The organism is Streptomyces sp. NPDC088732 (genome assembly GCF_044751205.1).
Taxonomy (GTDB): domain Bacteria; phylum Actinomycetota; class Actinomycetes; order Streptomycetales; family Streptomycetaceae; genus Actinacidiphila.
This window is the reverse complement of record NZ_JBIVLI010000027.1, coordinates 75,692-99,984: the sequence shown is the minus strand read 5'-3', so window position 1 is coordinate 99,984 and position 24,293 is coordinate 75,692. Positions and strand designations below refer to the sequence as shown.

The window sequence follows — 24,293 nt, the reverse complement described above, 5'->3', positions numbered from 1 at the left end:
GGACACCGCAATGACCGGACTGGTGAAGGGCCCCGCCAGCTACTTCCCGTCGATCGAGAAGAAGTACGGCCGCCCGATCACGGACTGGAAGGACCTCATCCGCTCCTCGCCCCTGACCAAGCACACGGAACTCGTCACCTGGCTCAAGACCGAGCACGGACTCGGCCACGGCCACGCCAACGCGCTTGTCGCACACACCCTCGCCGAGGGCAGCGGTAAGTAATCCGGGCATCCGCACCGCCGGACCCGTTCAAGCCCGCAATACGGTTGCGGCTGCGGCTGCGGCTGCGGCGCTGCGGCAAGGGGCGGCGAGATCCACCTCTACTGATCGGCCTGCCTGCCTTGCCTGTTGCCTTCGCCTGCCCGACATCACCGACAGCCTCGCAGAGGCAGCGGCTGAAGAAGACGGCCTACGGCCGCAAGACTCCCCACCAGGCCCGGATGCGCGCGGACCTTGTGCTGCGTGCGGCACGCGGACGCTCCAACGCGCGGATCGCCAGTGAGTCGGGCCTGCACGTGGACACGGTGCGCACGTGACGGGGCCGGTTGACCGCTGGCGGTCTTCCGGCCCCTGAGGACCGTGAGCGTTCCGGGAGGCCGCCGCGTTTCCCCCCGCTGCAGACCGCCGAAGTCAATGCGCTGGCCTGCCAGTTACCTGCCGAGCCAGGCATACCGCTGTCCCGCTGGTCCTGCCCGGAACTGGCACGTGAGGCTGTCGACCGGGGGATCGTGGAGGCGGTCTCGGCCTCCACCGTGCGCCGCTGGCTCAAGCGGGACGCGCTCAAGCCCCAGCAGTACCACTCATGGATCTTCATTCGCGACCCCGACTTCCGCACCAAAGTCGCCCGCATCATGGGCCTCTACGCCGGCCTTTGGCAGTGTTCGGGCTTTCGGGCCTTGCGGCAGCCCTCATCGGACACTGCCGCTTCGCACGCTGAGCCACGAGATCAGTCCGTCAGCGGGGTCAGAGGGTCCGGTCGGGACAGCGTCTCTGACAACGGCAGCCCGTCCCTCGCGGCAAGGGTCCGACGGACGCGCAGTTCAGCGCGTGTCCGCGGGCGGTACTTGGGTTCCTTGCCACACCCGCAGACCGACAACCCTTCGTAGCGAAGTCCTTCACCCAACACCGCCGCCACCACAGACCAACTGCGGACATCACGCCTGGGCGGCGGAGCGAAGTCGTGACCAGCGCAAATGAGGGGCTGAGAACAGTTCGGGCACAGGTGCTTCCGCTGCGGACAGGCATGCTGCTTGAAGCTGACACGGCACGAGACACACGCGTAGTGCAGCTTGTAGTAGGTCATGGCGTAGAAGCACACCGCGTCACCGTACCGAGCAGTCCTTCAAGCAGGCCACCCGTTTCAAGCGGCCAGCGGTCCGCCATCAGAAACGACGTTTTGATCGCGGTCCGACTGCATGACGCCAGCAAGGCCGTGACTGCCGATCGCGTCCGGCCCATGGTGGCTCTGACCGCCTTGCGTGAGCGTGCTTGCGGTCCGTCTACTGCACCGGTTGGCGGGTTCCAGGGGCCCGTTCCGATGGGAGCGATGTCTCGCCGGGCCCGAGGGCCGGCCGTTCCGGCGGTGCGATGTGGGTTCGGGGCAGCCCACGAGCGTTCTCCCGCCCGGCGTTGGCCACGACGACCTCGATGTAGGGCAGTACCAGCCCCAGGACCAGCGTGATCCAGGCCAGGGGAGTGGAGACCTGCCAGAGCACGACGGCGAGGACGAACGACACCGTCCGGATCGACATCGAGATGATGTATCGGCGCTGCCTGGCGCGTACGTCGTCCGAAAGCCCGGCTGCGGCCCCGGTGATCCGGAAGACCTGGTCGTCGCTGTGCTTCCGTGTCACGTTCCACCACTCGATCGATACGTCGGAACCACCCGGTTCCGGCACCGTCCACGGCACGCCGTGGTTCTTCCACCAATGAGACAGACGAGGCGCCCGCGATGTGACATCGCCCGCCGAACCTGCCCCTTCGTTGGGGCACCAAGCCATGGACTGCGCGGCGGGTGATCGGCGATGCTGCCCACATGCTGCTTCCCGCCGTCAGCGCGCAGACGGAAATGATCGAGGTCGTGCGCATCACCGAGGCCATGCACAGCCCCCTCTCCGACGACCTGACCGGTGAGGACACCGCGCTGTGGGAAGCGGACCAGGTTCGGGAGGCTCTGGCGCTGATCGCTGAGCTGCCCCCGGGGGAACGGTACCGCTGCTTTGTTCCTGGCTGGGGCATCCGGGCCCACGGCGACAAGGAGCTCCTCTTCGAGATCGCCTTCTGCTTCCACTGCCAAGGTGCACGTCTGCGGGGGCCAGGCGTGCCACCCGAGGAGCAGGGCATCCAGAGTTTCGACCCTGAAAGCATCCCGGGTCGCGCGCTTCTCGCTCTCTTTCGAACCACTGTGCCGAGCTGATAGCTCGGTCGGACTCAGCTTGGCCAGGACGTGTTGAGAGGGGCCCGTGGAGGGGGATATGGAGGAGCAGGACGGTCCGGGGCGAGAGCTGAACGCGTACGAGCGGGTTCTCGCAGAGGGCCGTCGCGTCGTGCGCGAGATGTTTCGCGTGAGCATCGGCGGTGCCCATGCCGGGCTCGTCATAGCGGTCTTCATCGTGGCCTTTTTCGCTGCCGTCGGCGGCGCCGCTTGGGCTCTGTGCGTCGGCGGAGCGGTCGCGTGCTCGTTCACCGTGGCCCTTGTCGCGGTTGTCGGTGGCGGGCGCCGCGGCCGGGCCGCAGTCACGCGCGCCTACCTCCTGACGTTCGGCTGGGCCGGTTGGCTGTGATCGGACGTGGACGCCGGACCCGACTGCCGTCCGACCCAGCCCTCGGCCGTGGGGCGACCGTTGGCACCCTCGACCTGTCGCACCCGGTGGGGTTCTGCCTCGCCACTGTCGTCCCGCGGTCATAATGGGGGTATGGCAGCCAGCTCGCAGCCCTCGGTCCCGGGGACCGCAGACCAGTCAGGCTTGTACGCCGAGGACCTGGCACTGTACCGGGAGAAGTTTCGGCGGCGCCTTCCGGCCTCGCTGGACGAGCTGCGCGGGCCTGCCCACGGGATCGTGGATCTGCCGCTGCACGTCGCCTGGTCGGGGATGACCTCTTACGATTTGGAAAAGCCCCGCCAGCGCATGGGCCTCTACCGCACTGTCCTGCACGAAGGACTGCACGACGACCTGCCCCAGTACCTCAACAGGGACCTGCTCCTCCAGATGTGGCCTGTTTTGCGCGGCCTGGTCGGACGCACAGTGCGCGCCGTGTGGGAGGAGGCGTTCCCCCAGCTCGCCGCCCGTGCCCGGGCCGCAGCGTGACGGACATGCCGGAGCTGCACGCGCGGCTCCTGGCCGATGTCATCGCTCTTGGTTCCCCCTACCCGCTGGTGCTCACCGGTGGCTATGCCGTGCGCGCCCACCGTTTGGTCGACCGCCCCAGCCAAGACCTCGATGTCGCCACGCAGAACCCGGCTCCCATGGCTGACATCGCCACCACACTCCGCGCCGGCCTGGAAGAACAGGGCTGGCACGTGCAGTCGCTGGAGATCGCTCCGCTCTCTGCACGCTTCACCGTGTCCGACCCCGCAACGGGGCAGGAGTGCGAGGTCGACATCCTGAAGGAAAACTTCTGGCGACCCATCACCCACAGCCCCTACGGGCCCGTCCTCGCCGAGGAAGACGTGATCGGCACCAAGGTCCGCGCCCTCGGCGACCGAGGTGCCCCCCGGGACCTGATCGACGTCTTCGCCGCCTCCCGACGCTGGTCCACCACCGACTTGGAGGAGTTCGGCCGCCGACACGCCCGGGGCCGCTTCGAACGAGAAGATCTCCAGGCCAACCTCGCCGGCGCCGAGTGGACCGACGACGAAGCGTTCGCCGCCTACGGCCTCGACGACTCCACGATTACCGCGCTGCGCTCCTGGGCCGTGCAGTGGGCCGACGAGCTGGCGGCCCGGCTTCTCGCGGAGTCCGACAACCCCGACGCCGACTGAAGGCCGCGAAAGGCCTGGCCGCAGACATGCTGGCGGCGCCCCGAGACCGACCCGGTCGGTCAGCGCTGCCGTGACCTGCGAGGATCAGGTCCTCGGCGGTCGGGATGCCGGGCGGCATCCGAGGTTTCCGCGCCGGCGGGAGTTTGTCCGGCCGAGGGTGAAAGGGAGCGGGCGGTGCCGGACAGGTGAAGGTGTGGAATTGAGGCTGGTGCAGGAGCCGTCCCGGGTGCGGGAGGCTCGATTCGAGGCGTTGTTGGGTGTGGTGGCGGAGCCGCTGCACCGGTACTTGCGGCGGCGGGCGGACGCCGCCGTGGTCGATGACGTGCTCGCGGAGACGATGCTCGTCCTGTGGCGCCGGCTGGAGGATGTGCCGGGGCTCGGCGGGGACGGTCCCGTCGAGTCCGACGAGGTGCTGCCCTGGTGCTACGGCGTCGCGCGGGGCTGTCTGGCCAACGCGCGCCGGGCCGAGGGGCGCCGGCTGCGGCTGGTGGAGCGGCTGACGCAGGCGGAGGAGCCACCGCGCGAGGTGGAGGCGGAGCACCTGGAACTGCATCACGCACTGGGCACGCTGGGGGCGCTCGACCGCGAGGTCGTCCGGTTGTGGGCCTGGGAGGGACTGGCGCCGAGCGCGATCGCGCAGGTCACCGGGCTGACCGCCAACGCCGCGAGCATCCGGTTGCACCGGGCGAAGAAGAAGCTCGCCGCTCGCCTCGAGCGAAAGAATCCCGCTCGGGCCGGACACAGGACGGATGAAGAAGGGAGCCGTCGGTGAACGACGAGGAACTGCTGGCCCGGATGCGGGCCATCGACCCGGCACGGACATCCGCGGCGCCTTCCCCCGATCCCAAGCGTCTCCTGGAGGCCACTGTGACCGCCGACACCCGTGTTTCCCCGACCACGCCCCCTGCCGCGGGCACGTCCCGCCGACGTTTCCTGCCCGTCGCGGTGGGTGCGGCCCTGCTCGTCGTGGTCGGAGGACTCGCCTGGGGTGTGACCTCCCAGGAGACCGAGCCGTCGGCCGCGGCGACCCCGTCGGCCCCGTCGGCCCCCGCTCTGACCCTGGCCGTCCCGGACGCGCCTGCCGGGAAGTGCGCCCCGGTGAGCGTCGACCTCCTGCGCGGTTTCAAGACCGCGTTCGAAGGCACGGCGACCTCGGTCAAGGGCGACCGTGTCGAACTCCGGGTGGACCACTGGTACCGGGGCACCGGCCCCACCACCGTCGGGCTCACCAGTGACGCGAACCTGGCCCAGCTCCTCAACGGAGCGGAGTTCGCCGTCGGCCACCACTACCTGGTCACCGCGGACGACGGCCGCGTCAGCCTGTGCGGCGCGACGGCGGAGGCCACTCCGCAGCTGCGGGGCCTGTACGAGCAGGCGTACGCCGGCTGACGAGCGCCGGTTGCCGTGCGCGTGCCGTCGCACCCCCATGAACCGGGGTGCGACGGCATGCGGCGGAGCGGAGGACTGTCAGAAGTCCAGGCTCCAGTCGTCCAGGTAGCCCGGCACGGCGGCGTTGCCCGGGAAGGACGGGGTGTTGTCCTGGATCCGCAGCTTCCAGGTGCCGTTGGCCGTCACGGTCGAGGCGTCGACGGTGTACGTGGCGTGCAGCTCGTTGCCGGTGTCCCAGACGAAGTCCTTCACCAGGAACGCGGTGCCGTCCGGCGCCACCAGCCAGATGATCTGCCCGCCGATCCACCCCTTGTACACGTCGACACCGACCTTGACCGAGGCGGAGGCGTTGCCCTGCCGGCCCGTGACGGTGATCGGTGACTCCGTGGTCGCCCACGGCCCGATGTCGTACCGGTCGGGGTTGACGAAGTGGCTGCCGCCCGAGGCCAGGACGGTCCACGTCCACGGCACCGGCAGGGTCTCCGCCGCCGAGGTGCGAATCGTGACGACCGCCGCGAAGGTGCCCGCGGCCGTCGGCGTGCCCGTGATCAGGCCCGTCGTACGGTTGATGGACAGGCCGGTGGGCAGGTTGGCCGCCGAGTACGTCAGGGCGCCCGGACGGCTGGTGGCCGCCACGATCTGCCGGCTGACCGGGACGCCCACCGCCGAGTTCCGGGTGGACGGCGGCACCACGGCGATGTGGTTGACGAAGCGCGGACCGACGTTCACCGCGGCCCAGGCGTTGCCCACCGTCTCGTACGCGTCGCTTGACTTGCCGAAGAGGTCCGCGGCGGCCTGAAGGGTGGCCACCCGGGCGGCGGCGTAGTCCGTGGTGCTGGTCATGTAGCGGGTCAGCGCCCGGTACCAGACGTTGGTGGCGTTGTGCAGCCCGAGGCCCGCGACGGGCTTGCCGTCGTAGGTGGGGCTGTCGTAGGCGACGCCGTTGATCGTCTTCTTGCCGCTGCCCTCGGACAGCAGGTAGAAGAAGTGGTTCGCGACGCCCGAACTGTTGTGGACGTTCAGGTCCTTGGTCTGCGGGGTCCAGTAGTCCTGGGACGTGCCCTTGACCGGGTCGGCGTCCTTGGAGGGCTGGTCCATGTAGCGCAGCGGCTTGCCGGTGCCGCGGACGTCGGCGAGCTCGCCCAGGGTGTAGTCCGGGGTGTCCGACGGGTTGTTGGCGTAGAACTCCACGGCCGTGGCCATGATGTCGCTGGTGGCCTCGTTGAGACCGCCGGACTCGCCCTCGTAGATCAGTCCGGCCGTCGCGGCGGTCACGCCGTGCGTCATCTCGTGTGCGGCGATGTCGAGTTCGGTCAGCGGGTGGGCGTTGTCCAGGCCGTCGCCGTACGTCATGCAGAAGCAGCCGTCGTCCCAGAAGGCGTTGGCGTAGTTGGTGCCGTAGTGGACGCGGGAGTACGAGCCGGCACCGTTGTCGGCGATGCCGTTGCGGCCGTACATGTCGTGGTAGAAGTCCCAGGTCTTGCGCTGGCCGTAGGCGGCGTCGACGGCGGCCGTCTGGCGGTCGGCCGTCGTGCCGTCGCCCCACTGGTCGTCGGTGTCCGTGACGAGGGTGCCGTTGCCGCCGACGCCCGTCAGGTCGTAGGTGCTGTGGCCGCCGCGCTGCGGGTCGGTCAGCTCGTAGTGGTCGCCGTTGCGTACGGTGCCGATCTGCACCCGGCCGCTGTACTGGCTCTGCCCGGTACCCGCGTTGATCTGCTCCGCGTGCTGCAGTTCCTCGCCGGTCGCGGCGTCGGTGAGCACCTGGACGCTGCTCGGGGTGCCGTCGTCCTGGACGCCGGTGACGACCGACTGCCAGGCGAGCCGGGGCTTGCCCTTGCCGCCGGCCCAGACCACCAGGCGGGGTGCGGCGGTGGCCTTGGCCTTGTCGTTCCCCTCCTCCTTGACCGAGGCCAGCGCGGACTTCCTCGCCGTGGCGGCCGGCACGGAGGCGACCGTCGTGGGGAGGGATATGCGGCCGGTGGGTTCGGTGGCGGTGCGGGTGGCGCCCTGCTGGTGCACGACCAAGTCGCCGCCGATGACGGGGAGTCCGCGGTACGTGCGCTCGTAGCGGGTGTGCACGGTGCCGTCGGCGTCCTTGACGACGTCCTTCGGCACCAGTTTCTCGCCGCTGCCGAGCCGCAGCGCGCGTGCGGTGCCGGCGCTCGCGCCGGCGGCATCGTCCAGGAGTGCGGCGTGCTGCGCGGTGGAGAGCCGCAGCGGCGCGGCGCCGGCCCGGGCGGTCGCGGATATCCGGGGCGGTGCGGGCCGGTGCGCGGCGTCGTCCGCGGCCCGGGGGGCGGCGACGGCGCCGGCCGCCGGGAGGGCGGTGGCGAGGGCGGCGGCCAGGGCGAGCGCCGCGAGGACGGCGGTCGTGCGGCGCGGAGGGGGCGAGGTCCGTGGCGAAGTGGCGCCCGTGACAGGGGGGTTGTGCGTCACTGGTGCAGCTCCTTGCGCCCGGCCGGAGGGGGCCGGGGGAGGGGGTGGCCGGAGGCGACGGTGCCTCCGCGGCGACGTCGCACGATGCGCAGGTGTGTACGACCCGGGGATCGTTTCAGCCACCCCAACCACCGTCCACAGTTCGGAGATCATTGTCCGAAAAGCGGTGAGCGGTTCATAGCGGGGCCATCACTGCGAGGTGGAGTCACTTGCGGCTTCATGTCGGTGTAACAGTCGGCGGTGCGGCCGTGGTGACAGGTTTCGGCCAACCGTGAACGTGTTGGCGGTGTCGGCATTCCGACAGCTGTCGTCAAAACGACAGCAGTTGGGGGCGGGCCTCACCGGCGGCGTCGGCGACATGCCGCCGTCCGGGATCCTGGTGGCCGTCCAGGCATCGAGTGCCCGCGTCCGTGGCGGAGTTCGTGCAGCTCAGGCTCCCGGCAGACTCCGGATCGCGACGGCCCGGAAGCCGGCCTGCCATTCGCTCCCGCGTCCGGCGGCCCGCTCCGCCACCAGGACAAAACCTCCACGTCAGAGGCCTGTTGCGACGTCGGGCGCGACGATTCGTCACGCGAACGTAACCCTGCCGTGATCGGGTGAAGATTGGGTGTGACGGACATGCACACCGTTCACCTCATGGGAGGAGACTCGTGGTCACAAGCCCGAGCCTTCGACGACGACGCCGACTTGTCGTGGCGTCGGCCATCACTGTTTTCGCCACCATATTCAGCGGCTTGGGGATTGCCGGACCGGCCATGGCGCAGTCCGGCAATCCCCTGCCGGACCTGAAGCTGGGTCAGTACGACGGACCCCGCCCCTCCCTGACCGGCGGGGGTGCCCTGCACTCCGCCCCGCAGCCCGGAACCATCAAGGGGCAGTACGTCGTGCGGCTGCGGGAGGCGCCGGTCACCTCGTACGCGGGTGGCGTCAAGGGGCTCGTGGCGACCAGGCCGGCGGCCGGTCAGGAACTCCAGCCGCACTCGGCCGCGGCCGAGAAGTACCGTCAGCACCTCGGCGACGCGCAGCGTGACGTGCTCGGCGACTTCGGTGTGCGGGCGCAGCGCACCTACACGACCGCCTTCAACGGCTTCTCCGCCAAGCTGACCGGTGATCAGGCCGGCCGGCTCGCCAAGGACCCGCGCGTCGCGGCGGTCACCGCGGCCCGTCTCGTGAAGGCCGACGCCGCGACGACCACGACCCCGCAAACGGCACAGGACACCGCACAGGCGTCGACGCGCACACCGGCGCAACCGGCCGCGCAGACAAAACCGGGCCATGGCTCCGATGTGGTCATCGGTGTGATCGACACCGGAATCTGGCCGGAGAGCGCGTCCTTCGCCGCCACCATGCCGCGGCCCGCGGGCTGGCACGGCACCTGCCAGAGCGGTCAGGACTTCCCCGCCTCCGCCTGCAACGGCAAGATCGTCGGGGCGCGGTACTTCGCCGACGGGTGGCTCAGCGCCTACGGCTCGCTCCCCGACGGGGAGAGCCTCTCGCCCCGCGACATGGAAGGGCACGGCACCCACACCGCCTCGACCGCGGCGGGTCTCCCGGTCAAGCACGCGATGATCCTCGGGCACGACTACGGCGCGATCTCCGGGGTGGCCCCCGATGCGCGTATCGCCGTGTACAAGGCCCTCTGGGGCGGCTCGGGCACGGACGCCGACATCATCGCGGCGATCGACGCGGCGGTGGCCGACGGTGTCCAGGTGATCAACTACTCGGCCGGCGTGTCGATGGGCGACTACGAGCCCAACAGCCCGATCGGGGACGCCTTCCTCAACGCCTACCTTGCCGGGGTCTTCGTCGCGGCCTCGGCCGGCAACGACGGCATGTCCGGGATGGTCAGCAACGCCGAACCGTGGGTGACCACGGTGGGCGCGACCGTCGAGCGTTCCCACGAGGCGACCGTCCGGCTCGGCGACGGCACCCGTATCGTCGGCACGTCGATGGACCGGCTGCCGTCCCGCCGCGACACCCCCATCGTCTTCGCCGACCAGGCCGGATCGCTCGAGGACGGCGCGCAGTACTGCTGGTCCGGAAGCCTCGACCCCGCCAAGGTCAAGGGCAAGATCGTGGCCTGCGACTTCCTCGACGCCGTCGACGCGGTGGCGACCGTCAAGGCCGCCGGCGGTGTCGGCGTGGTGCTGTTCCAGTCGACCGGCAACACGCGGCTGAACGTGATCTACGACTTCCCGACCGTCTACCTGTGGAGCGCCGAACAGGCGGGCAAGCTCTTCAACTACCTGTGGGCGCACCGAACTGACGGGACCGCGTCGCTGGCCGAGGGCGGGGACGGCAGCAGCCTCGTCGGGGTGCCGAGCGTGGCCGGCCTCTCGTCCTACGGTCCCGACCAGGTGCACACCGGACTGCAGAAGCCCGACCTCGTCGCGGACGGCATCGACGTGGTGGCGGCGGTGTCGCCGATGGCCGGAGGACGGCTCTTCGACGCGTATTCGGGCACCTCGATGGCCGCACCGCACGTGGCCGGCATGGCCGCACTGCTGCGTGCCCGGCACCCCAAGTGGTCGCCCGGCGCGACCGCTTCGGCACTGCGGACCACCGCCACCGACACCAAGGGCACGGCCAGCCCGCTGCGCCAGGGCTCCGGGCTGCCCCGCACCTCGTCCGCCGACGACCCGGGCCTGGTGATCGAGCCCTCGCCGGCCGAGCTGACCGCCTTCGCGTCCGCGGCGACCCCGGACGGCAAGGAGATCAACCTGCCGTCGATCGCGCTGCGCGAGTACGACGGAACGAAGCCGGTCCGTGTCACACGGCGGCTGACCAACGTCGGCACGCGAACCGAGGCGTACACGGCGCACGTCGACGGACTCGCCGGGATGAAGGTGACCGTCAGCCCCAAGACGATCTCGGTGAAGCCCGGTGCCACCGCCACGGTGACCATCACGCTGGAGCGCGGCACCGCGACCTGGGACCGCTACGCCACCGGGTCACTGACCTTCACCAGCGCCCGGCACCAGGTGCGGCTGACGGTCGCCGCCCGACCGTGGGGCTTCACCCCGCGTCCGTACGACGACACGGGCATCGAGTTCGGCCGTGTCGGCGGGCAAGGCCAGGGATACCTGGAACCCGGCTTCACCGGACCGCTGGCCGGCCGCACCACCGGGTACACCCCCGTGACCTGGACGGACAAGAAGCTCACGACCTCCGTCAGCGGCGGCGTGTTCTCCCCCGGCGGAGTGGGCACCCAGGGCACGAAGATCGTCGTACCGCCAGGTTCGGCCGGACTCATCGTGCAGACGGCCTCCGACGACCCGAACACGAACCTCGACCTCTACCTCTACAAGGACGGCAAACTGGTCGACCGGAGCTGGGCCTCCTGGCACAGCAACGAGCGCAGCGCCCGGTTCTTCCCCGAACCCGGCGTCTACACCGCCTACGTGCACGCCCAGACGGCGACCTCCCCCGAGGTTCCCTACCGGCTCGGGGTGACCGTCGTCCCTGAGAACGCCGAGCGGCACAACGCCACCTTGACCACACCGACCGAGGTGCAGCGGGGTGGGTACTCCCAGGTGACGCTGAACCCCGTGGGCCCGCAGCCCGACGTCGAGCAGTGGGCGTACACCGAGTTCCGCACCGGCCGGACCGTCGTCCCCGGCCTGCTGATCAGCTCCCGCTGACCGGCGCACACCCAGCCGGGGCCGGCCTTCCGCAAGGGAGGCCGGCCCCGCGGCATTTGCGGCCGGTGCCCAGCGCCGGCACACCTGCGGGTGCTACGGCGTGAGCACGATCCTGCCGAAGACCTCACCGGCGTCCATCTTCCGGTGCGCGAGCTCGGCTTTGTCGAGCGGCAGCAGCTCGTGCACCACCGCTTCGACCTCGCCGCGGCCGGCCGCGGCGAACAGCTCTCCGCGCCGGGCACGCAGGTCGGCCTCCGGGACGGTGGCCGCGCTGAAGGCGGCGAACGACATCGACTTCTGGAACGCCGCCATGATTCTGGTGCCGAAGTCCGCGGGCGGCCGGCCCGCGACCGCGCCGACGGCCACCATGCGGCCGTTCGGATTGAGCCTGTCGAAGAACGACGCCATGTCCTTTCCGGCCGCCACATCGAGAATGACGTCGTAGCCGCCGGGAGCATCTGTTCCTCCGTCGCCGGAGCGGTCCAGCACGTGGGTCGCGCCGAGGCGGCGCAGCCGCTCACCGCGCTCGGCCGACGACGTCGTGACCGCCACTGCCGCGGCTCCACCGACTGCCGCGAGCTGCACTGCCATGATCCCGATACTGCCGGCCGCGCCCCGCACCAGGACGGCCTCCCCGGGGGCGAGGTGAGCGTGCCGCAGACCGAAGTGGGCGACCGCACCTGCACTGCCGAGCGTCACCGCCGCCGCGGCGGACAGACCGGCGGGCAGGGGAACGAGCTGCCCGACCGGCGCGAGCACCTGCTCGGCGTAGCCCCCGCCGGTGCCGGGCGAGCCCCACACCCGCCGGCCGGCCCACGACGGGTCGACGCCGTCACCGACCGCGGTCACGGTGCCCGCCACTTCGCCACCCGGCACGTGGCCCTCCTTGAAGCCGTACGAGGCCAGCGCCCCGCTCCGGATCAAGGTGTCGACACCGCCCACCCCCACGGCCTCGGTGGCGATCAGCACCTCCCCGGCGCCGGGTACGGGCTCCGGCAGGTCGACGACAGCCAGGCCCTCAGGACCTCCGAACCTCTGGATCACCACTGCCTTCAAGGTCATCTCCGAATCTCCGAACCGCCTGTGGACGGTGGCGGCCCTCACATCCCGGGACCGTAACGGACGCCCCCGTCCGTTTGGGTAAAGTGAGAGCGGTGACCGACGATGTGCCTCATTCGCTGCGCTCCGACGCGCTGGACAATCGCGAGCGCATCCTCGATGCCGCCCGGGCGCTGTTCTCCACCGACGGCCTGGACGTGCCGATGCGAGAGATCGCGCGGCACGCCGGTGTGGGGCCCGCCACCTTGTACCGCCGCTTCCCGACCAAGCAGGCGCTCGTCGCCGAAGCCTTCGCCGACCAGCTGACCGCCTGTCGCGCCATCGTCGACGAGGGCAGCGCGGATCCTGACCCCTGGCGCGGCCTGTGCCTGGTGATCGAGAGGATCTGCGAGCTGCACGCACGCGATCGCGGCTTCACGCAGGCGTTCCTGTCCAGTTTTCCGGGAGCGGTGGATGCCGCCGCGAGCCGCGAGTACACGGTGACCGCAGTCGCCTCCTTGGCTCAACGGGCCCAAGCAGCGGGACGCCTTCGGCCCGACTTCGTCCTGGACGACCTGATCGTCATCCTGATGGCGAACCAAGGGATCCACGCCGCGTCGGCCACCACCCAGGTGGCGGCCTCCCGGCGCTTCGCGGCATTGGCGATCCAGGCGCTCGAGGCGCGCCCCGGCCAAGCGCCACTGCCGCCGGCGGTACGACTGGCCTCCGCGGTGCATGCGTCACCGCGTTGACCGGCGTTGCCCGCCGCCGGTTCCCAGGTGCGGGCGAGCGGTCATCGGCAACGGCAACGGCTAGGAGCCCGCGGTCGGGTCGGTCGTGGCAAGGCCCAGCGCCGCGCGGGCCTTGACGGCTTCGTCGTGGCCCGACAGCCGTTCCCCCGCTTTGTAATGGTCGTAGTACGCATGCGCGTTCTTGGCGCCGGCGGCCTTCGCCCAGTGCGCGCGGGCCGCGTCCAACTCCTTCGCGAGCGCCGCGACGTGCGGCCGCGCGGCGGCCGGCCAGTCGTGGTGGCGCAGGAGACGCGACTCTTGGCCGAGGGCGATGGTGACGTCGTGCGCCCACTGCTTGTAGCCCTTGAGGTCGTCCTCGATGTACTCCGCCTCCGGGGCGTCGTCATTCGCGTCGTCGAGCGTGTTGGCGGCCTTCAGATAGACGAGTTGATGCGCGTCGAGCGTGGTCTCGTCGCGCCGCAGCGACCCCGTGAGGGGGCCGCTGTGCTTGCGGTAGAAGCAGATCACCTGGCGCTCGTGGATGTTCCACGACCTGCTGGTGGGGACGAAGTAGGAGACGCCGGCGTCCTTCGGGAACGCCCAGGTGTCCAGGGTGTAGGCGTGTCGCAGCTGCCCGCACCGCTTCCCGGCCACGGTGGCGACCGAGTCGTCCCCCGGGAAGCCGCTGTTCTCCCCGGACATCTGGAAGACCCCGAAGACCTCGCCGGTGTGCACGCGCGCGCACGGCACGGTGGCCGCGCTTCTGATCGCGCCCTTCACCTCGTCCTTCGGGGTGTTGAAGCAGTCGCCCCTGCGCAGGGAGGAGAGCGTGTTGCCGTCCCGGGCGCCATGCGCGAGGCCGTCGCTGAAGCCCTTGGTGAACGCGGCGAGGCCGCCGAGCGCGATGAGCGCGGCCACCAGCGTGCTGAGCGCCGACAGCACCAGACCGGTGACGGCCAGGCCCTTGCCGCGCTCGCCCCGCCTGTTGATCTGTGTCAGCGCCACGGCCCCCAGCACGACGCCGATCACCGGCACGACGCACACCAGCCCCAACACCAGCGCCATGACCGCGAGTTTGTTCAGTGGCCGCCGCGTCGGCGGTTCGAGGGCCGACGGCTGGGGCGAGTACGGCGAGTCCACGGAACAGCGCTCCTCGTGCACGATCGAACGAACGTGCGCGAATATATCCGGTGCCGGCAGACGGCCGGGGCGCGGCCCGGAGTGGGCCGCGCCCCGGCCTGGATCAGGTGCCGGCGGCTGCTACGCGCGCTCCAGCGTCACGTTGTGGACGACGGTTGCTCCCTTCTGGAGCCGCACGGTGGCTACGGTCGGCCGGTAGCCGTCCTTGGCGACGATGACGGTCAACGGGTTGTTGCGGGTGTCGAGCCACAGTCCGAAGGTGCCGTCCGGGCGCGTTGTGAGCGTCCAGGAGCCGGCCCAGCTGTCGATCTGCACGGTCGCGCCGGCCAGCGGGGCGGTTCCTCCTGCCGTGGTCGCCCCGAGAACGGTCCCGCTGATGTTGCCCCATCGTCGCGGTGGGTCGACGTGCAGCGTGACGGGGATGTCGGGCAGTGCGTAGGGGGTGTCGGTGAACAGTGCGAGCCTGGCGCCGAGGTCGCCGGGTTGGGCGACCTCCAGGTTCGCGGTGTCGAAGGTGAGGGTGAGCACCGTCTTCTGACCGGGGGCGAGGGTGATGGTCCTGGCGGACTCGCCGAGCCAGGTGACCTCCGACAGCCCCGCCTGGTCGTAGCCGGGCAGCACCTCGACGGCGGTGGTGGGCGCGAGTTCGTAGGCGTCGACGGTGCCGCCGACCTTGTAGAAGCCCGGCGCGCCGCCGCTTCTGAACGTGCTGGTGTTGGCGTTGGGCAGGGCGGTCCAGGTCGCCGTCGCGGGGTCGAGGGCGAAGCCCTGGTTCGTCAGCAGGCTGTCGTCGGTCACACCGCTGGAGATCAGCAGCAGTCCGTTGGCAGCGGTGTACGCCGCGCCCCACAGCGGGATCGGCATGTCGGGCAGGGCCGACCACTTGTCGGTGGCGGGGTTGTAGACATACGAGGAGGCCACGGCGACGGCGCCGCCGCTCTCCCCGCCGGCGCAGTAGATCTTGGTGCCGATGGCGGCGCAGGACTGCCAGGCGATGGGCTCCGGATAGGGGGCGATCTCCGACCAGCGGTCGGCCTGGGGATCGTAGACGAAGGCGTCGGTCGTGCCGCAGCTCGTCGCGGCGCAACCGCCCACCATGTACAGCTTTCCGTCCAGGACGGTGCTTCCCGATCCGGCGTAGGCCTTGGGCGCCTTCGCACCGCTGGTCCATCGGTTGCTGACCGGGTCGTAGATGTCCAGGGCCGGGTCGATGCCGCCGGTGCTGCTGCCCCAGCCGCCGGCGGCGTAGAACAAGCCGTCGATGAAGCCGTGCGCGGGCGCGCGGCGCGGGTGCGGGGAGGAGGTGAGCCGGCTCCAGGTGCCGGTGTCGGGGGAGAGGCGGTACAGGTCGCCGGTGTCGTCCTCCCCGTCGTACCCGTAGGCCGAGTAGATCTTGCCGTCGAAGCTGTCGACGGCGTTGTCCATGATGGCCGCGGGCAGGTCGGCGACGGGCTTCCAGGCGTCACCCGAGGGCCCGGCCTCGCGGGAGGGAACGGCGTGCCCGGGCGGAAGCGTGGTGCGGCCGTCGATCGGTGCGGTGTGCCCGTCGGCGCCCGATGACGGGAGCGGTCGCCGGGCGGCGCGGTGGAGGGGTGCGCCGGCGCCGGTGCTGCCGGAGCCGACCCGCTCCGCGAGGGTCAAGGTGGCCTGGGCGCCTCCGGTGTTGGTGATGGTCAGCTTGTGCGTCGCGGTCTTTCCCAGGACCGCCGTCGCCTCGATCGGTTCCGTCGTCAAGGACAGCTGACCCGCCGTGAGCTTCCACGCCGAGGCCACGACGGTGTCGGCGCGCGCCGCCACCGTCTTGGACCGCTCCGTGTAGCGCGGCGCCGCTGCCGTGAGGGTGTGCTTGCCCAGGGGCGCGGTCAGGGTGAAGAAGCCGTCGCCGAGGTTCGGGTCCTCGGGTGTGGCCGCCGTGATCGCGCTCAGCGAGGGCTGGTCCCGGTCGATGACGGTGGCCGGTGCCAGCCCCGCGCCGGTGTTGGCGTCGGTGACGGTTCCGGTGATGAGACCGGCAGGGGTGGGGGTGAGCCCCCTGCCTCCGACGAAGACGTTGTCGACGGCCCACCACAGCGCGAAGGAGGCGGTGTAGTGGAACCGCACCCGGACCGAGGGTTCGCCCGCGTACCCGGCCAGGGGTACGTCGAGATGGGTCGGGCCGGCCGCGTCGGTGGTCAGGGACCGGACGTTCTTCCAGGTCACGCCGTCGTCGGTGCTGACGTCGAGGTCGGCGGTCTGCCCGAAGAAGGGCTTGAGGTCGGTGTCGAAGGCCAGCTCGGGGACCGTGACGCCGGTGAAGTCGAAGCGCGGGCTGACCAGGCTGGAGTCCTGCGCGGCCGGGTAGCCGTAGTGGTCGCTGTCGACCACCGCGAAACCGCCGTCGCCGCCAGTGGTGTTGGACCGCGCTCCGGGGTCGTCGAACGCCCAGCCGCCCTGAGTCCCCTCGGCGTCGACCACCGACCAGCCCTCGGGCGCGGAGTCCGTCGAGGTGAACTCCTGTGTCGGGCCGGTCAGCTCCGGCGCGTAGGCAGGGGCGCCGGCCGACCAGACGTCGGCGGGCACCGGAATGTCGAGCTGCTGCGCCGCCGTGCCCGCCGCCAGGTGCCGGGTGACTTCCTCGTAGCCGGGAAGGGACGCCGTGACCCGCAGGGTGTGCGCACGGTTCTGCGGCAGCTCGAGGCTGTACACGCCGGTCGCGGGGTCGCTCCACACCGGGCCGGCGGGCGAGCCGTCCACGACGATCCTGGCGTAGAGCGGCCAGCCGTGCCCGGAACCGTCGGTGATCCTCCCCGTGACCGTACGGCTGGGCACCGCGGTCAGCGCGTAGTTCCTCGTCAGCGTGGCCCCGTCGGCGATCGTGACGTCCGGCGTGGACGCCGTCGCGTAGCCGAAGGCCTCGACGCCGATGTCGTAGGTTCCGGCCGGCAGGGACAGCGTGTAGGCCCCCGAGGCGTCGGAGTGCACGGTGACGTCGCCGCCCGAGACCGCGGCCCCCGCCAGTGCCTTGCCGGTACCGGCGTCCGTGACCGTCCCGGAGATCTCCCCGCGCGGCCCACCGCGGAACGCGCCCAGGCCCCGGGGCGTGCCCAGTCCGGTCGGCCCGTCGAATCCGGGCCCTGCGGTGCACAGATAGGCGGGGTCGCACGTGCCGTTGGACCCGCTGGTCACATCGTTGAGGCCACTGGCCGCGGCGTAGGGGTAGGAGTTGGGGTAGCTGTCGGCCGCCGGCGCTCCGGCCGCCGCGTAGACCCCGGCGATGATCGGCGTGGCAGCACTCGTCCCGCCGTACACCTGCCAGCCGCTCTGTCCGTAGCTCTGGTAGACCGCCACACCGGTGGCCGGGTCCGCGACGGCCGAGACGTCCGCGACGGTGCGGCGGGGGCAGCCGGTGTCCTTCTGGAAGGCCGGTTTCGCCTGGTAGGCGGAGCAGCCCGAGCCGGTGCCCCGGTCGCCGTTGCTCCAGACCGATTCCGACCACCCGCGGGGACTGCTCGGGTCGCGGGCGAGCGAGGTCCCGCCGACCGAGGTGACGTAGGGCGAGGCGGCGGGATACGGGACTCCGTAGTTCAGGTCGCCGGCGGCGACGACCATGGCCACACCCGGGTGGTTGTAGTGCGTGTCGGTGGTCTCGGCGGGGTCCTCACCGCCCCCGGGGAGGCTGTCGTAGTAGGAGCCGTACGAGTTGGACACGACCTTGGCGCCGAGCGCGACGGCCAGGTCGACGGCCGCCCCGAGGTTGTCCCGGTCGGCGCTGTCGGCCTCCACGAGCAGGATGTGCGCGTTCGGCGCCACGGCGGAGACCATGTCCAGGTCCAGCGAGATCTCCCCGGCCCACTCGGGATCGGGCTGCGGGTACTCGGTGCCGCCGCGCTGGTCGACCTTGCGGAAGCAGCCGTTGCCGGTCGTGCAGTCAGGCAGCCCGTACTGCTGCCGGTACACGGCCAAGTCCTGCTCGGCGGTGGGGTCGTCGTACGCGGCGACCACGGCGACCGTCTGCCCGGCGCCGCCGGCTGCCGGGAGGTCGTAGGCGCCGCGCAGGTCGCCGGCGCCGTATCCGGCGGGCGCCTCAGACCGGCGGGCGGTCGGGAGGTCCGTGCGGCGCAGTGCGAAGCACGCGAATTCGTTCTTCTTCGGCGTCGAGCAGGAGGGCTCCGTCGACAGTCCGTTGTCCCGGGCGGTGTCCGCGACCGTGCGCGCCACGCCGGCAGGCGCCTGCGCGACGGCCGATGTCTGCGCCCCGAGCAGGGTGAGCGCCGCGAGGCCCAACACCGCGAGTAACGCGGTGAGTCTGAGCCGCCCGGAGCGCGTGGGCTTTCTCGATATGTGCAAGTGACCGTTCCCATCTGACCGGTGACACTCGATCAACTCTGAAGGCGGTGAGCGAATGAATCCATTCACTGCCGCGTCCATTAGTGATCCACTGCAGATGGCTGTCAATATGGCGCGTGGGCCTGATCGCGCCGGATGCGGCGTGCAGCGCCGAGGGGCGGGGCTGTCCGATGGCCGGGCCCACGGACCTCTGGTCCGTCGAGGAACCGTTGGACAGCCGGACGGGATCCCGGCGCCTTCCCAGCCCATGAACGGTCCCGCGGACGGACCGACTGCATCCGCGCTCAAAGGAAGAGTGGCCGGAGGCTCCCGGACGTCGGCACGCAACCCGCCGCCGTACGCACGACCAGGCGGCGCGTCTCACGGCCGGGAGCGGACCGCGCGTTTCAGGCGACGTGACGCGCAGGAATCCCCTGGAGGCCGGGGAGTTCAGGGTACGGAACGCCGGCGCACGATTCCGCGGCGCGGGGCTCCAGATGGGCCGCTTGATCAGGTGGATGCGCCGACGGGGTGCATGCGGCACCCGTCAGTAGTCGTCGAGGGGCTCGCAGCGGTCGTAGTGCCATGCGCCGTCCTCGCGGACCCACTGCTCCGTCAGGTCGAACCTCGGATCGCCTCCCACCCCGTACGTCACGACCGCGTGGGCACCGAACACCTGGTTATTCATGGACTTCGCTCGCTCCATGAGCCCGGCGAGCCGGTCCTTGCCGCCGGCGACCCGGCACCGACCGGTTGGACCACATCGCGTACCCGGTGTCGACGTCGGGCTCGAAGTACGCGGTGGTGCAGGCCCGTACGGCCTGCTCCAGATGTGTGCGTACGCGATCTTGAGCGGTCCGTGACCCGTTCGTCGCCAGGAACGTCTGCGGAAGCGTTCGGTGACGAGCATGGCCGCGCGCGCCGAGTGCGGCCCAAGGTAAACCCGGACCACGCTCATCACCTAAGGTCTCCCGACGAAACCCCAGAGCGCCCGATCGGAAGAGGTGGACGGCCTGGGCGCGGTCGGAAGCCGAGCGCGCACCGGCCCGTCGCCCTCAGACCTGGTTCACCAGGACCGGCACTGGTCCCGAGGGCCGGTCAGCTGATTGATCACCGGAGGTGAGGGACGGGGCGGGCAGTACGGGAAGCCGTGGTCGTCCCGGCACGGGCCGATTCCCCAGGGGCAGTACGGGGCCTCGGTGACCGTGACCGTTTTCTCGTCGTGGGAGGCGAAGCAGTTGTCGTTCCCGTTGTACGCGGCCGTGATCTTGTGCAGGCCGGTGGTGTTGAAGATCGCCACGTAGAGGGCCCGGCGGTCGGCCGCGACCGGCACCGTCGCCATGATGTCCCCGCCGTCGAAGAACGTCACGCCGAGGCCGTTGCCGCCGCTGGGGGTGCCGGTGCAGGTCACCGTGGCGGTCAGCCGTACGTACGCCCTGGCGGCGGCGGTCGTGGACGGCACCTGGAGTGTCGTCGTCGACTGGTCGGCCGCGGCCGACGGAGACGCGGTCCCCACGACGGCGGCTATCGCCGCGAAAGCCCCGGCACTCCACGTCCTTCGTTTGCACCAGCTCTTCACGAAATAGGCTCCTTGTTCGACTGCAGGCGTGAATCCTGCAGTTGGTCATGGAGCGTCACGTTACGTGGGTCATACAGCTCCCGCACGTGGAGCGAGCGGGGCTCCGCCCCGGGATTTTCGGTCGCCGCCTAGATGACGGGAGGTGCGACACGTGTGTACGTCAGCGAGTTGCTCGTGCCGCCCGGAGTGGTGACGTTGACGGAGACGGCGCCCGGGGGACCGGCCGGGGCGACCGCCGCGACCGCGGTGTCGGACAGCACGGTGAACGCCGCTGACGCCGCGCCGAAGTGGACCGCGGTCGTGGTGGTCAGCCCCGTGCCGGTGAGGGTCACGCCGGATCCCGCATCGGTCGGGCCCTGGGTGGGGGAGAGGAGGGTGAGGACCGGGGATCCCACGTAGCTGTACACGAGGGAGTTGCTCGTGCCGCCCGGTGTGGTGACGGTGACGGGGACGCTGCCGGTGCCCGCCGGGGCGACCGCGGTGATCTGTGTCGGGGAGTCGACGGTGTAGCTGGTGGCGGGAGTGCTGCCGAACCTGACCGCCGTGGCCCCGCTGAGGTCGGTGCCGGTGAGGGTGACCGCCGTGCCGCCGGCGGCCGGCCCTTGGTTCGGTGAAAGGGAGGAGAGGGCGGGCGCGCCGAGGTAGAAGAAGGAGACCGCGTTGCTGGTGCCGCCGGGTGTGGTGACGGTGACCGGGACCGCCCCCGTCCCCGCCGGGACCACCGCGGTGATCTGCGTGGCCGAGTTGACCGTGTACGACGTCGCGGCAGTGCTGCCGAACCTGACCGCCGTCGCCCCGGTGAGCCCCGATCCCGTGAGGATGACCGTCGTCCCGCCGGCGGTCGGCCCCTGGGGCGGGGAAACGGAGACGAGGGAGGGCTGCGCCGTATAGGTGTACGTCACCGAGTTGCTGGTGCCGCCCGGCGTGGAGACCGTGACCGGGACGGCACCCGTCCCCGGCGGGGCGACAGCGGTGATCTGGGTGGCCGAGTTGACCGTGTAGCCCACTGCCGCGGTGGTGCCGAACTTGACGGCGGTCGCTCCGGTGAAACCGCTGCCGGTGAGGACGACGTTGTTGTTGCCCGCGGCGGGGCCGGTGTTGGGGGATGCCGAGGTGAGGACGGGTACGGCGGCGACGGCGGTCGGCTGTGCGGCCGCCGCGGGGCTGGTCTTGTCTTTCACGGAGTCTCCGTACGGTGTCGGATCGGCCTGGAGGCCTGTCGTTGTCCTGCTCGCGCCCGCACGGGCCGGAGGTCCGGCCCGTGCGGGTCGTCCGGGCCGGGGCCCGGGAGGCACGGAGGGGGTCAGATACCGGGACTCGCGACGTAGCTGAACGCGCCCGTCGCGGTGGCGCTGCCCCCGTCGGCGGTCAGCACGACGTCGACGGCGCCGGCGGTCCCGGGCGGGGCGACCGCCGAGACCACATTGCCGTTGATCACGCTGAAGGGTGCCGGGACACCGCCGAAGGTCACCGCGGTGGTGCTGGTCAGTGCCGTGCCGACCAGGGTCACCGAGGTGCCGCCCGAGGCCGGCCCCTGCGTCGGCGTGAGGGTCGTGAGCGTGGGGGCGTCGAAGTAGGTGTACGAGAATCCGTTGTTGGTGCCGCCGACGGTGGTGACGCTGACGCTCACCGACCCGGGTGAACCGGCTGGTGCGGTGACCGTGATCTGCCCGTCCGACACCACGGTCGGCACGGCGGAGTTCGCGCCGAAGGCGACGCTGCTCGCGGTGTACAGGCCGGTGCCGTTGATGGTGACCGTCTCCCCGCCCGCCGTCGATCCGCCGGTCGGGCTGATGCTCTGCTTGAAGGGCGCCCCGATGTAGTAGAAGGGCAGCGGGTTGCTCGTTCCACCTGGAGTGGTGACGGTGACACTGACCGCCCCGCTGCCGGAAGGCGCGATGACGGTGACGCTGGTGGGCGTGACGCTGACGATCGTCGCGAGCCGCGTTCCGAAGTGCACGGACGTGGTGCCCGCGAGGTTGACGCCGGTAATGGTGACCGTTGTGCCGCCACCGCTGGACCCTTGGTTCGGACTGATGGGCATGCGTGTTCCTCCTCGCTCGGAATGCGCCGCATTGCCGAGAAGTGATGAGGGCTTTCGGTCCGCACACGTACCTGGCGGTGGAAGTCAGCTCTCGTCTCCACTGGCCAAGTGGTGAACCCGATCGGCGTCGTACGCGTCGCCCCGACCGGCAGTGCGCATCTGTCGGTCACGTTGGAGGGCCTGTCGAGGGAGAACAGCCTGTCAGGTGTGAGCTGCCGCCTGATCAGGGGATTGCCCACGTCCGCCTGCAAAGTCGAAAGCCGTTGGCACGGACATGTGTAGTAACCCATCAGAGTGATTGCGCGACAAGGCTTAAGCCGAGATGTCTCCCTTTCAGGTGAGCGCCACGGCGTGAAGAGAGGCGGTTGTCGGGCGCATTTAAGATTGCACTTTCATATGCCAATCAGTTGGACATGGCGTCGTCGGTCCTGACGGGACGCCAGTCGTGGCCGTGGGGCCGGTGGTCCGCCCCGGCGTCCGCGGTGCCCAGCGGACACCCCGCGACGGCGCACCGCGCGCTGAAGGGGCGGGCCCGCCTGGAAGGTGGCCAGTGCATCAGTTCGGTGCTTGACTGTTAAGGACTTAATGATTAGCTTCGAGGTGTGGATACAGCCGAAGACGCCGCCGGAAGCGCACGCGCCAGTCCGCTCGAACAGCTCAAGGTGATCGCTTGGGCGCAGATGCGGGCGGGGCAGGAGTGGATCCGCTCCCGCGGGCTCAGCGTGCAGCAGGCATTCGTTCTCAACCACCTCGTTGCACATCCCGGGGCGATCCAGCGCGACATCGCCCAGGCGACACGGACGACTGCCGCGAACGTCTCCGGTGTCCTGCGCGGGCTGGAGGCGCGCGGACTGGTCGAGCGGCGCTTCGAGAACGGCGACGAACGCAGCAAACGCGTCTTCGCCACCGACGCCGCGACCGAGCTCATCTCCGGACACGAGCAGGCGATGATCGCCGCGGACGAGTCGATCCTCGCGTCCCTCACCCCGGCCGAGCGTGCCACCCTGCAGGCTCTCCTCGACAAGATCACCGCTGACCTGCCGCACGTCGACATGCCCTGACCGACGCGCCGAAACCGCCAGGTCCTCTGATCAAGCCACACGCCAACGGTGCGCCGCCGTCCGCCCGGGCGGGGCGCGCACCCACGCGAACGGAGCATCCCCGTGACCACGCAAGCAGACAAGACCCTGACCATGATCCGTGAGGTGTGCGCTCTGGGACGCGTCGAGCTCGACCGCCCACACACCCCCGACGGCGACCCCGCCGCCGGTCGAGCGCTGGTCAAGGGACTGCGGGCCATCGACCAGGACGGCGAGCCCAGCGACATCTCCCTGTCCGTGGGCCTGCTGGCGCCCCGCGCCCCCTACTTCGACCGGCTCGTCCTGGACGCCCTCGCGGCCGGTACCCGCCAGATCGTCAACCTCGGGGCCGGCTACGACGATCGAGCACTGCGGTTCAGGCACTCCGGCGTCCGGTTCTTCGACCTGGACCTGCCCCACACGACCGCCGACAAAGCGCGGCGCCTCGAAGCCCTCGACACCGACTCGGCCCACGCCACCCTCGTCCCAGCGGACTTCGCGACCGACGACGTCACCGATGTTCTGGCGCGCGCCGGGCACGACGCCCACCAACCCACGCTCTTCATCGCGGAGCACCTCGCCCTGTTCCTGAAGCCCCGAGACGTGGCTCGGCTCATGACCGGCATCGCCCACCGCGCCGCCCGGGGCAGCACCCTGGCCCTCACTGCCGAGACGCACCCGGCCGGCCTCGACTCCGCGCTCGTCGTCACGACCGTGGACGAGGTGATGTTCGCCGGCGACGGCCCGTTGCACACGATCATGACCCGCGAGGCCTGGCTCACCCTGTTCGACCAGCACGGTTGGCAGGTGGAGAACGCCGACGAAGCGACAGCCGTCGACCACTTCGAGCTGCCCGTGGCCGACCGGGCGGTCCGGATCCGGACGCAGTTCCTCACCGCGACGACCGCCTGACAGGCGATGGGCACCG

Annotated in this window: 21 protein-coding genes; 12 read left to right on the top strand and 9 right to left on the bottom strand. The window is 70.7% G+C overall.

Going from position 1 to position 24,293, the window contains the following annotated elements; all coding sequences use genetic code 11:
- Positions 1-10 precede the first annotated feature (10 nt).
- Together ACIP9H_RS35240 and ACIP9H_RS35235 are read left to right on the top strand one after the other, a co-directional pair.
- Positions 11-223, top strand: coding sequence for a DUF4287 domain-containing protein (locus tag ACIP9H_RS35240; RefSeq protein ID WP_401591107.1), 213 nt, complete (start codon positions 11-13; stop codon positions 221-223).
- 323 nt (positions 224-546) lie between these two features.
- Complete coding sequence (locus tag ACIP9H_RS35235) at positions 547-1,107, top strand: helix-turn-helix domain-containing protein (RefSeq protein ID WP_401963111.1); 561 nt, start codon at positions 547-549, stop codon at positions 1,105-1,107.
- 393 nt (positions 1,108-1,500) lie between these two features.
- Here the strand turns inward: ACIP9H_RS35235 and ACIP9H_RS35230 are convergent, their stop codons facing one another.
- Complete coding sequence (locus ACIP9H_RS35230) at positions 1,501-1,854, bottom strand: DUF3099 domain-containing protein (protein WP_401592607.1); 354 nt, start codon at positions 1,852-1,854, stop codon at positions 1,501-1,503.
- 182 nt (positions 1,855-2,036) lie between these two features.
- On the opposite strand from ACIP9H_RS35230, the gene ACIP9H_RS35225 reads away from it, so the two are divergent.
- From ACIP9H_RS35225 to ACIP9H_RS35200, 6 genes are all read left to right on the top strand, one after another.
- Positions 2,037-2,417 (top strand): hypothetical protein, encoded by a 381-nt coding sequence (locus ACIP9H_RS35225; RefSeq protein WP_401963109.1) that lies wholly within the window; start codon positions 2,037-2,039, stop codon positions 2,415-2,417.
- 58 nt (positions 2,418-2,475) lie between these two features.
- Positions 2,476-2,784: a hypothetical protein gene (locus ACIP9H_RS35220; RefSeq protein ID WP_401963107.1), complete on the top strand. Its 309-nt coding sequence runs from the start codon at positions 2,476-2,478 to the stop codon at positions 2,782-2,784.
- Positions 2,785-2,916: 132 nt separating this feature from the next.
- The gene (locus ACIP9H_RS35215) at positions 2,917-3,309 is read left to right on the top strand and encodes a hypothetical protein (RefSeq protein ID WP_401592613.1); all 393 of its coding nucleotides are present in this window, start codon (positions 2,917-2,919) and stop codon (positions 3,307-3,309) included.
- Positions 3,310-3,314: 5 nt separating this feature from the next.
- A complete protein-coding gene (locus tag ACIP9H_RS35210) occupies positions 3,315-3,983 on the top strand; it encodes a nucleotidyl transferase AbiEii/AbiGii toxin family protein (protein ID WP_401592615.1) in 669 nt (222 codons plus the stop codon).
- 193 nt (positions 3,984-4,176) lie between these two features.
- Positions 4,177-4,755: an RNA polymerase sigma factor gene (locus ACIP9H_RS35205; RefSeq protein WP_401963105.1), complete on the top strand. Its 579-nt coding sequence runs from the start codon at positions 4,177-4,179 to the stop codon at positions 4,753-4,755.
- Positions 4,752-5,372, top strand: a complete 621-nt coding sequence (locus tag ACIP9H_RS35200; protein ID WP_401963104.1) for a hypothetical protein — start codon at positions 4,752-4,754, stop codon at positions 5,370-5,372. The genes ACIP9H_RS35205 and ACIP9H_RS35200 overlap by 4 nt, the downstream gene beginning before the upstream one ends.
- A gap of 78 nt (positions 5,373-5,450) precedes the next feature.
- Here ACIP9H_RS35200 and ACIP9H_RS35195 read toward each other — a convergent pair whose 3' ends face one another.
- The gene (locus ACIP9H_RS35195) at positions 5,451-7,808 is read right to left on the bottom strand and encodes a M4 family metallopeptidase (RefSeq protein ID WP_401963102.1); all 2,358 of its coding nucleotides are present in this window, start codon (positions 7,806-7,808) and stop codon (positions 5,451-5,453) included.
- Between the two features lie 734 nt (positions 7,809-8,542).
- On the opposite strand from ACIP9H_RS35195, the gene ACIP9H_RS35190 reads away from it, so the two are divergent.
- Positions 8,543-11,449 (top strand): S8 family serine peptidase, encoded by a 2,907-nt coding sequence (locus ACIP9H_RS35190; protein ID WP_401963100.1) that lies wholly within the window; start codon positions 8,543-8,545, stop codon positions 11,447-11,449.
- A 93-nt stretch (positions 11,450-11,542) separates the two neighbouring features.
- Here the strand turns inward: ACIP9H_RS35190 and ACIP9H_RS35185 are convergent, their stop codons facing one another.
- Complete coding sequence (locus ACIP9H_RS35185; RefSeq protein ID WP_401963131.1) at positions 11,543-12,505, bottom strand: zinc-binding dehydrogenase; 963 nt, start codon at positions 12,503-12,505, stop codon at positions 11,543-11,545.
- Positions 12,506-12,603: 98 nt separating this feature from the next.
- On the opposite strand from ACIP9H_RS35185, the gene ACIP9H_RS35180 reads away from it, so the two are divergent.
- A complete protein-coding gene (locus ACIP9H_RS35180; protein ID WP_401963098.1) occupies positions 12,604-13,239 on the top strand; it encodes a TetR/AcrR family transcriptional regulator in 636 nt (211 codons plus the stop codon).
- 60 nt (positions 13,240-13,299) lie between these two features.
- On the opposite strand, the gene ACIP9H_RS35175 is transcribed toward ACIP9H_RS35180, so the two are convergent.
- The 6 genes from ACIP9H_RS35175 to ACIP9H_RS35150 form a co-directional block, all read right to left on the bottom strand.
- Complete coding sequence (locus ACIP9H_RS35175) at positions 13,300-14,283, bottom strand: DUF4190 domain-containing protein (protein WP_401963096.1); 984 nt, start codon at positions 14,281-14,283, stop codon at positions 13,300-13,302.
- A gap of 195 nt (positions 14,284-14,478) precedes the next feature.
- Complete coding sequence (locus ACIP9H_RS35170) at positions 14,479-18,684, bottom strand: carboxypeptidase regulatory-like domain-containing protein (protein WP_401963094.1); 4,206 nt, start codon at positions 18,682-18,684, stop codon at positions 14,479-14,481.
- A gap of 526 nt (positions 18,685-19,210) precedes the next feature.
- Positions 19,211-19,351: a hypothetical protein gene (locus ACIP9H_RS35165; RefSeq protein ID WP_401592631.1), complete on the bottom strand. Its 141-nt coding sequence runs from the start codon at positions 19,349-19,351 to the stop codon at positions 19,211-19,213.
- 378 nt (positions 19,352-19,729) lie between these two features.
- A complete protein-coding gene (locus ACIP9H_RS35160; RefSeq protein ID WP_401592633.1) occupies positions 19,730-20,179 on the bottom strand; it encodes an Ig-like domain-containing protein in 450 nt (149 codons plus the stop codon).
- 191 nt (positions 20,180-20,370) lie between these two features.
- Positions 20,371-21,423, bottom strand: a complete 1,053-nt coding sequence (locus ACIP9H_RS35155) for an IPT/TIG domain-containing protein (RefSeq protein ID WP_401592635.1) — start codon at positions 21,421-21,423, stop codon at positions 20,371-20,373.
- Positions 21,424-21,545: 122 nt separating this feature from the next.
- Positions 21,546-22,286, bottom strand: a complete 741-nt coding sequence (locus ACIP9H_RS35150) for an IPT/TIG domain-containing protein (protein WP_401592637.1) — start codon at positions 22,284-22,286, stop codon at positions 21,546-21,548.
- A gap of 602 nt (positions 22,287-22,888) precedes the next feature.
- Here ACIP9H_RS35150 and ACIP9H_RS35145 point away from each other — a divergent pair.
- Both ACIP9H_RS35145 and ACIP9H_RS35140 read left to right on the top strand, forming a co-directional pair.
- Complete coding sequence (locus ACIP9H_RS35145; protein ID WP_401592639.1) at positions 22,889-23,347, top strand: MarR family winged helix-turn-helix transcriptional regulator; 459 nt, start codon at positions 22,889-22,891, stop codon at positions 23,345-23,347.
- Positions 23,348-23,449: 102 nt separating this feature from the next.
- On the top strand, positions 23,450-24,277 hold the full coding sequence (locus ACIP9H_RS35140; RefSeq protein ID WP_401592641.1) for a class I SAM-dependent methyltransferase: 828 nt from the start codon (positions 23,450-23,452) through the stop codon (positions 24,275-24,277).
- Positions 24,278-24,293: the final 16 nt, after the last annotated feature.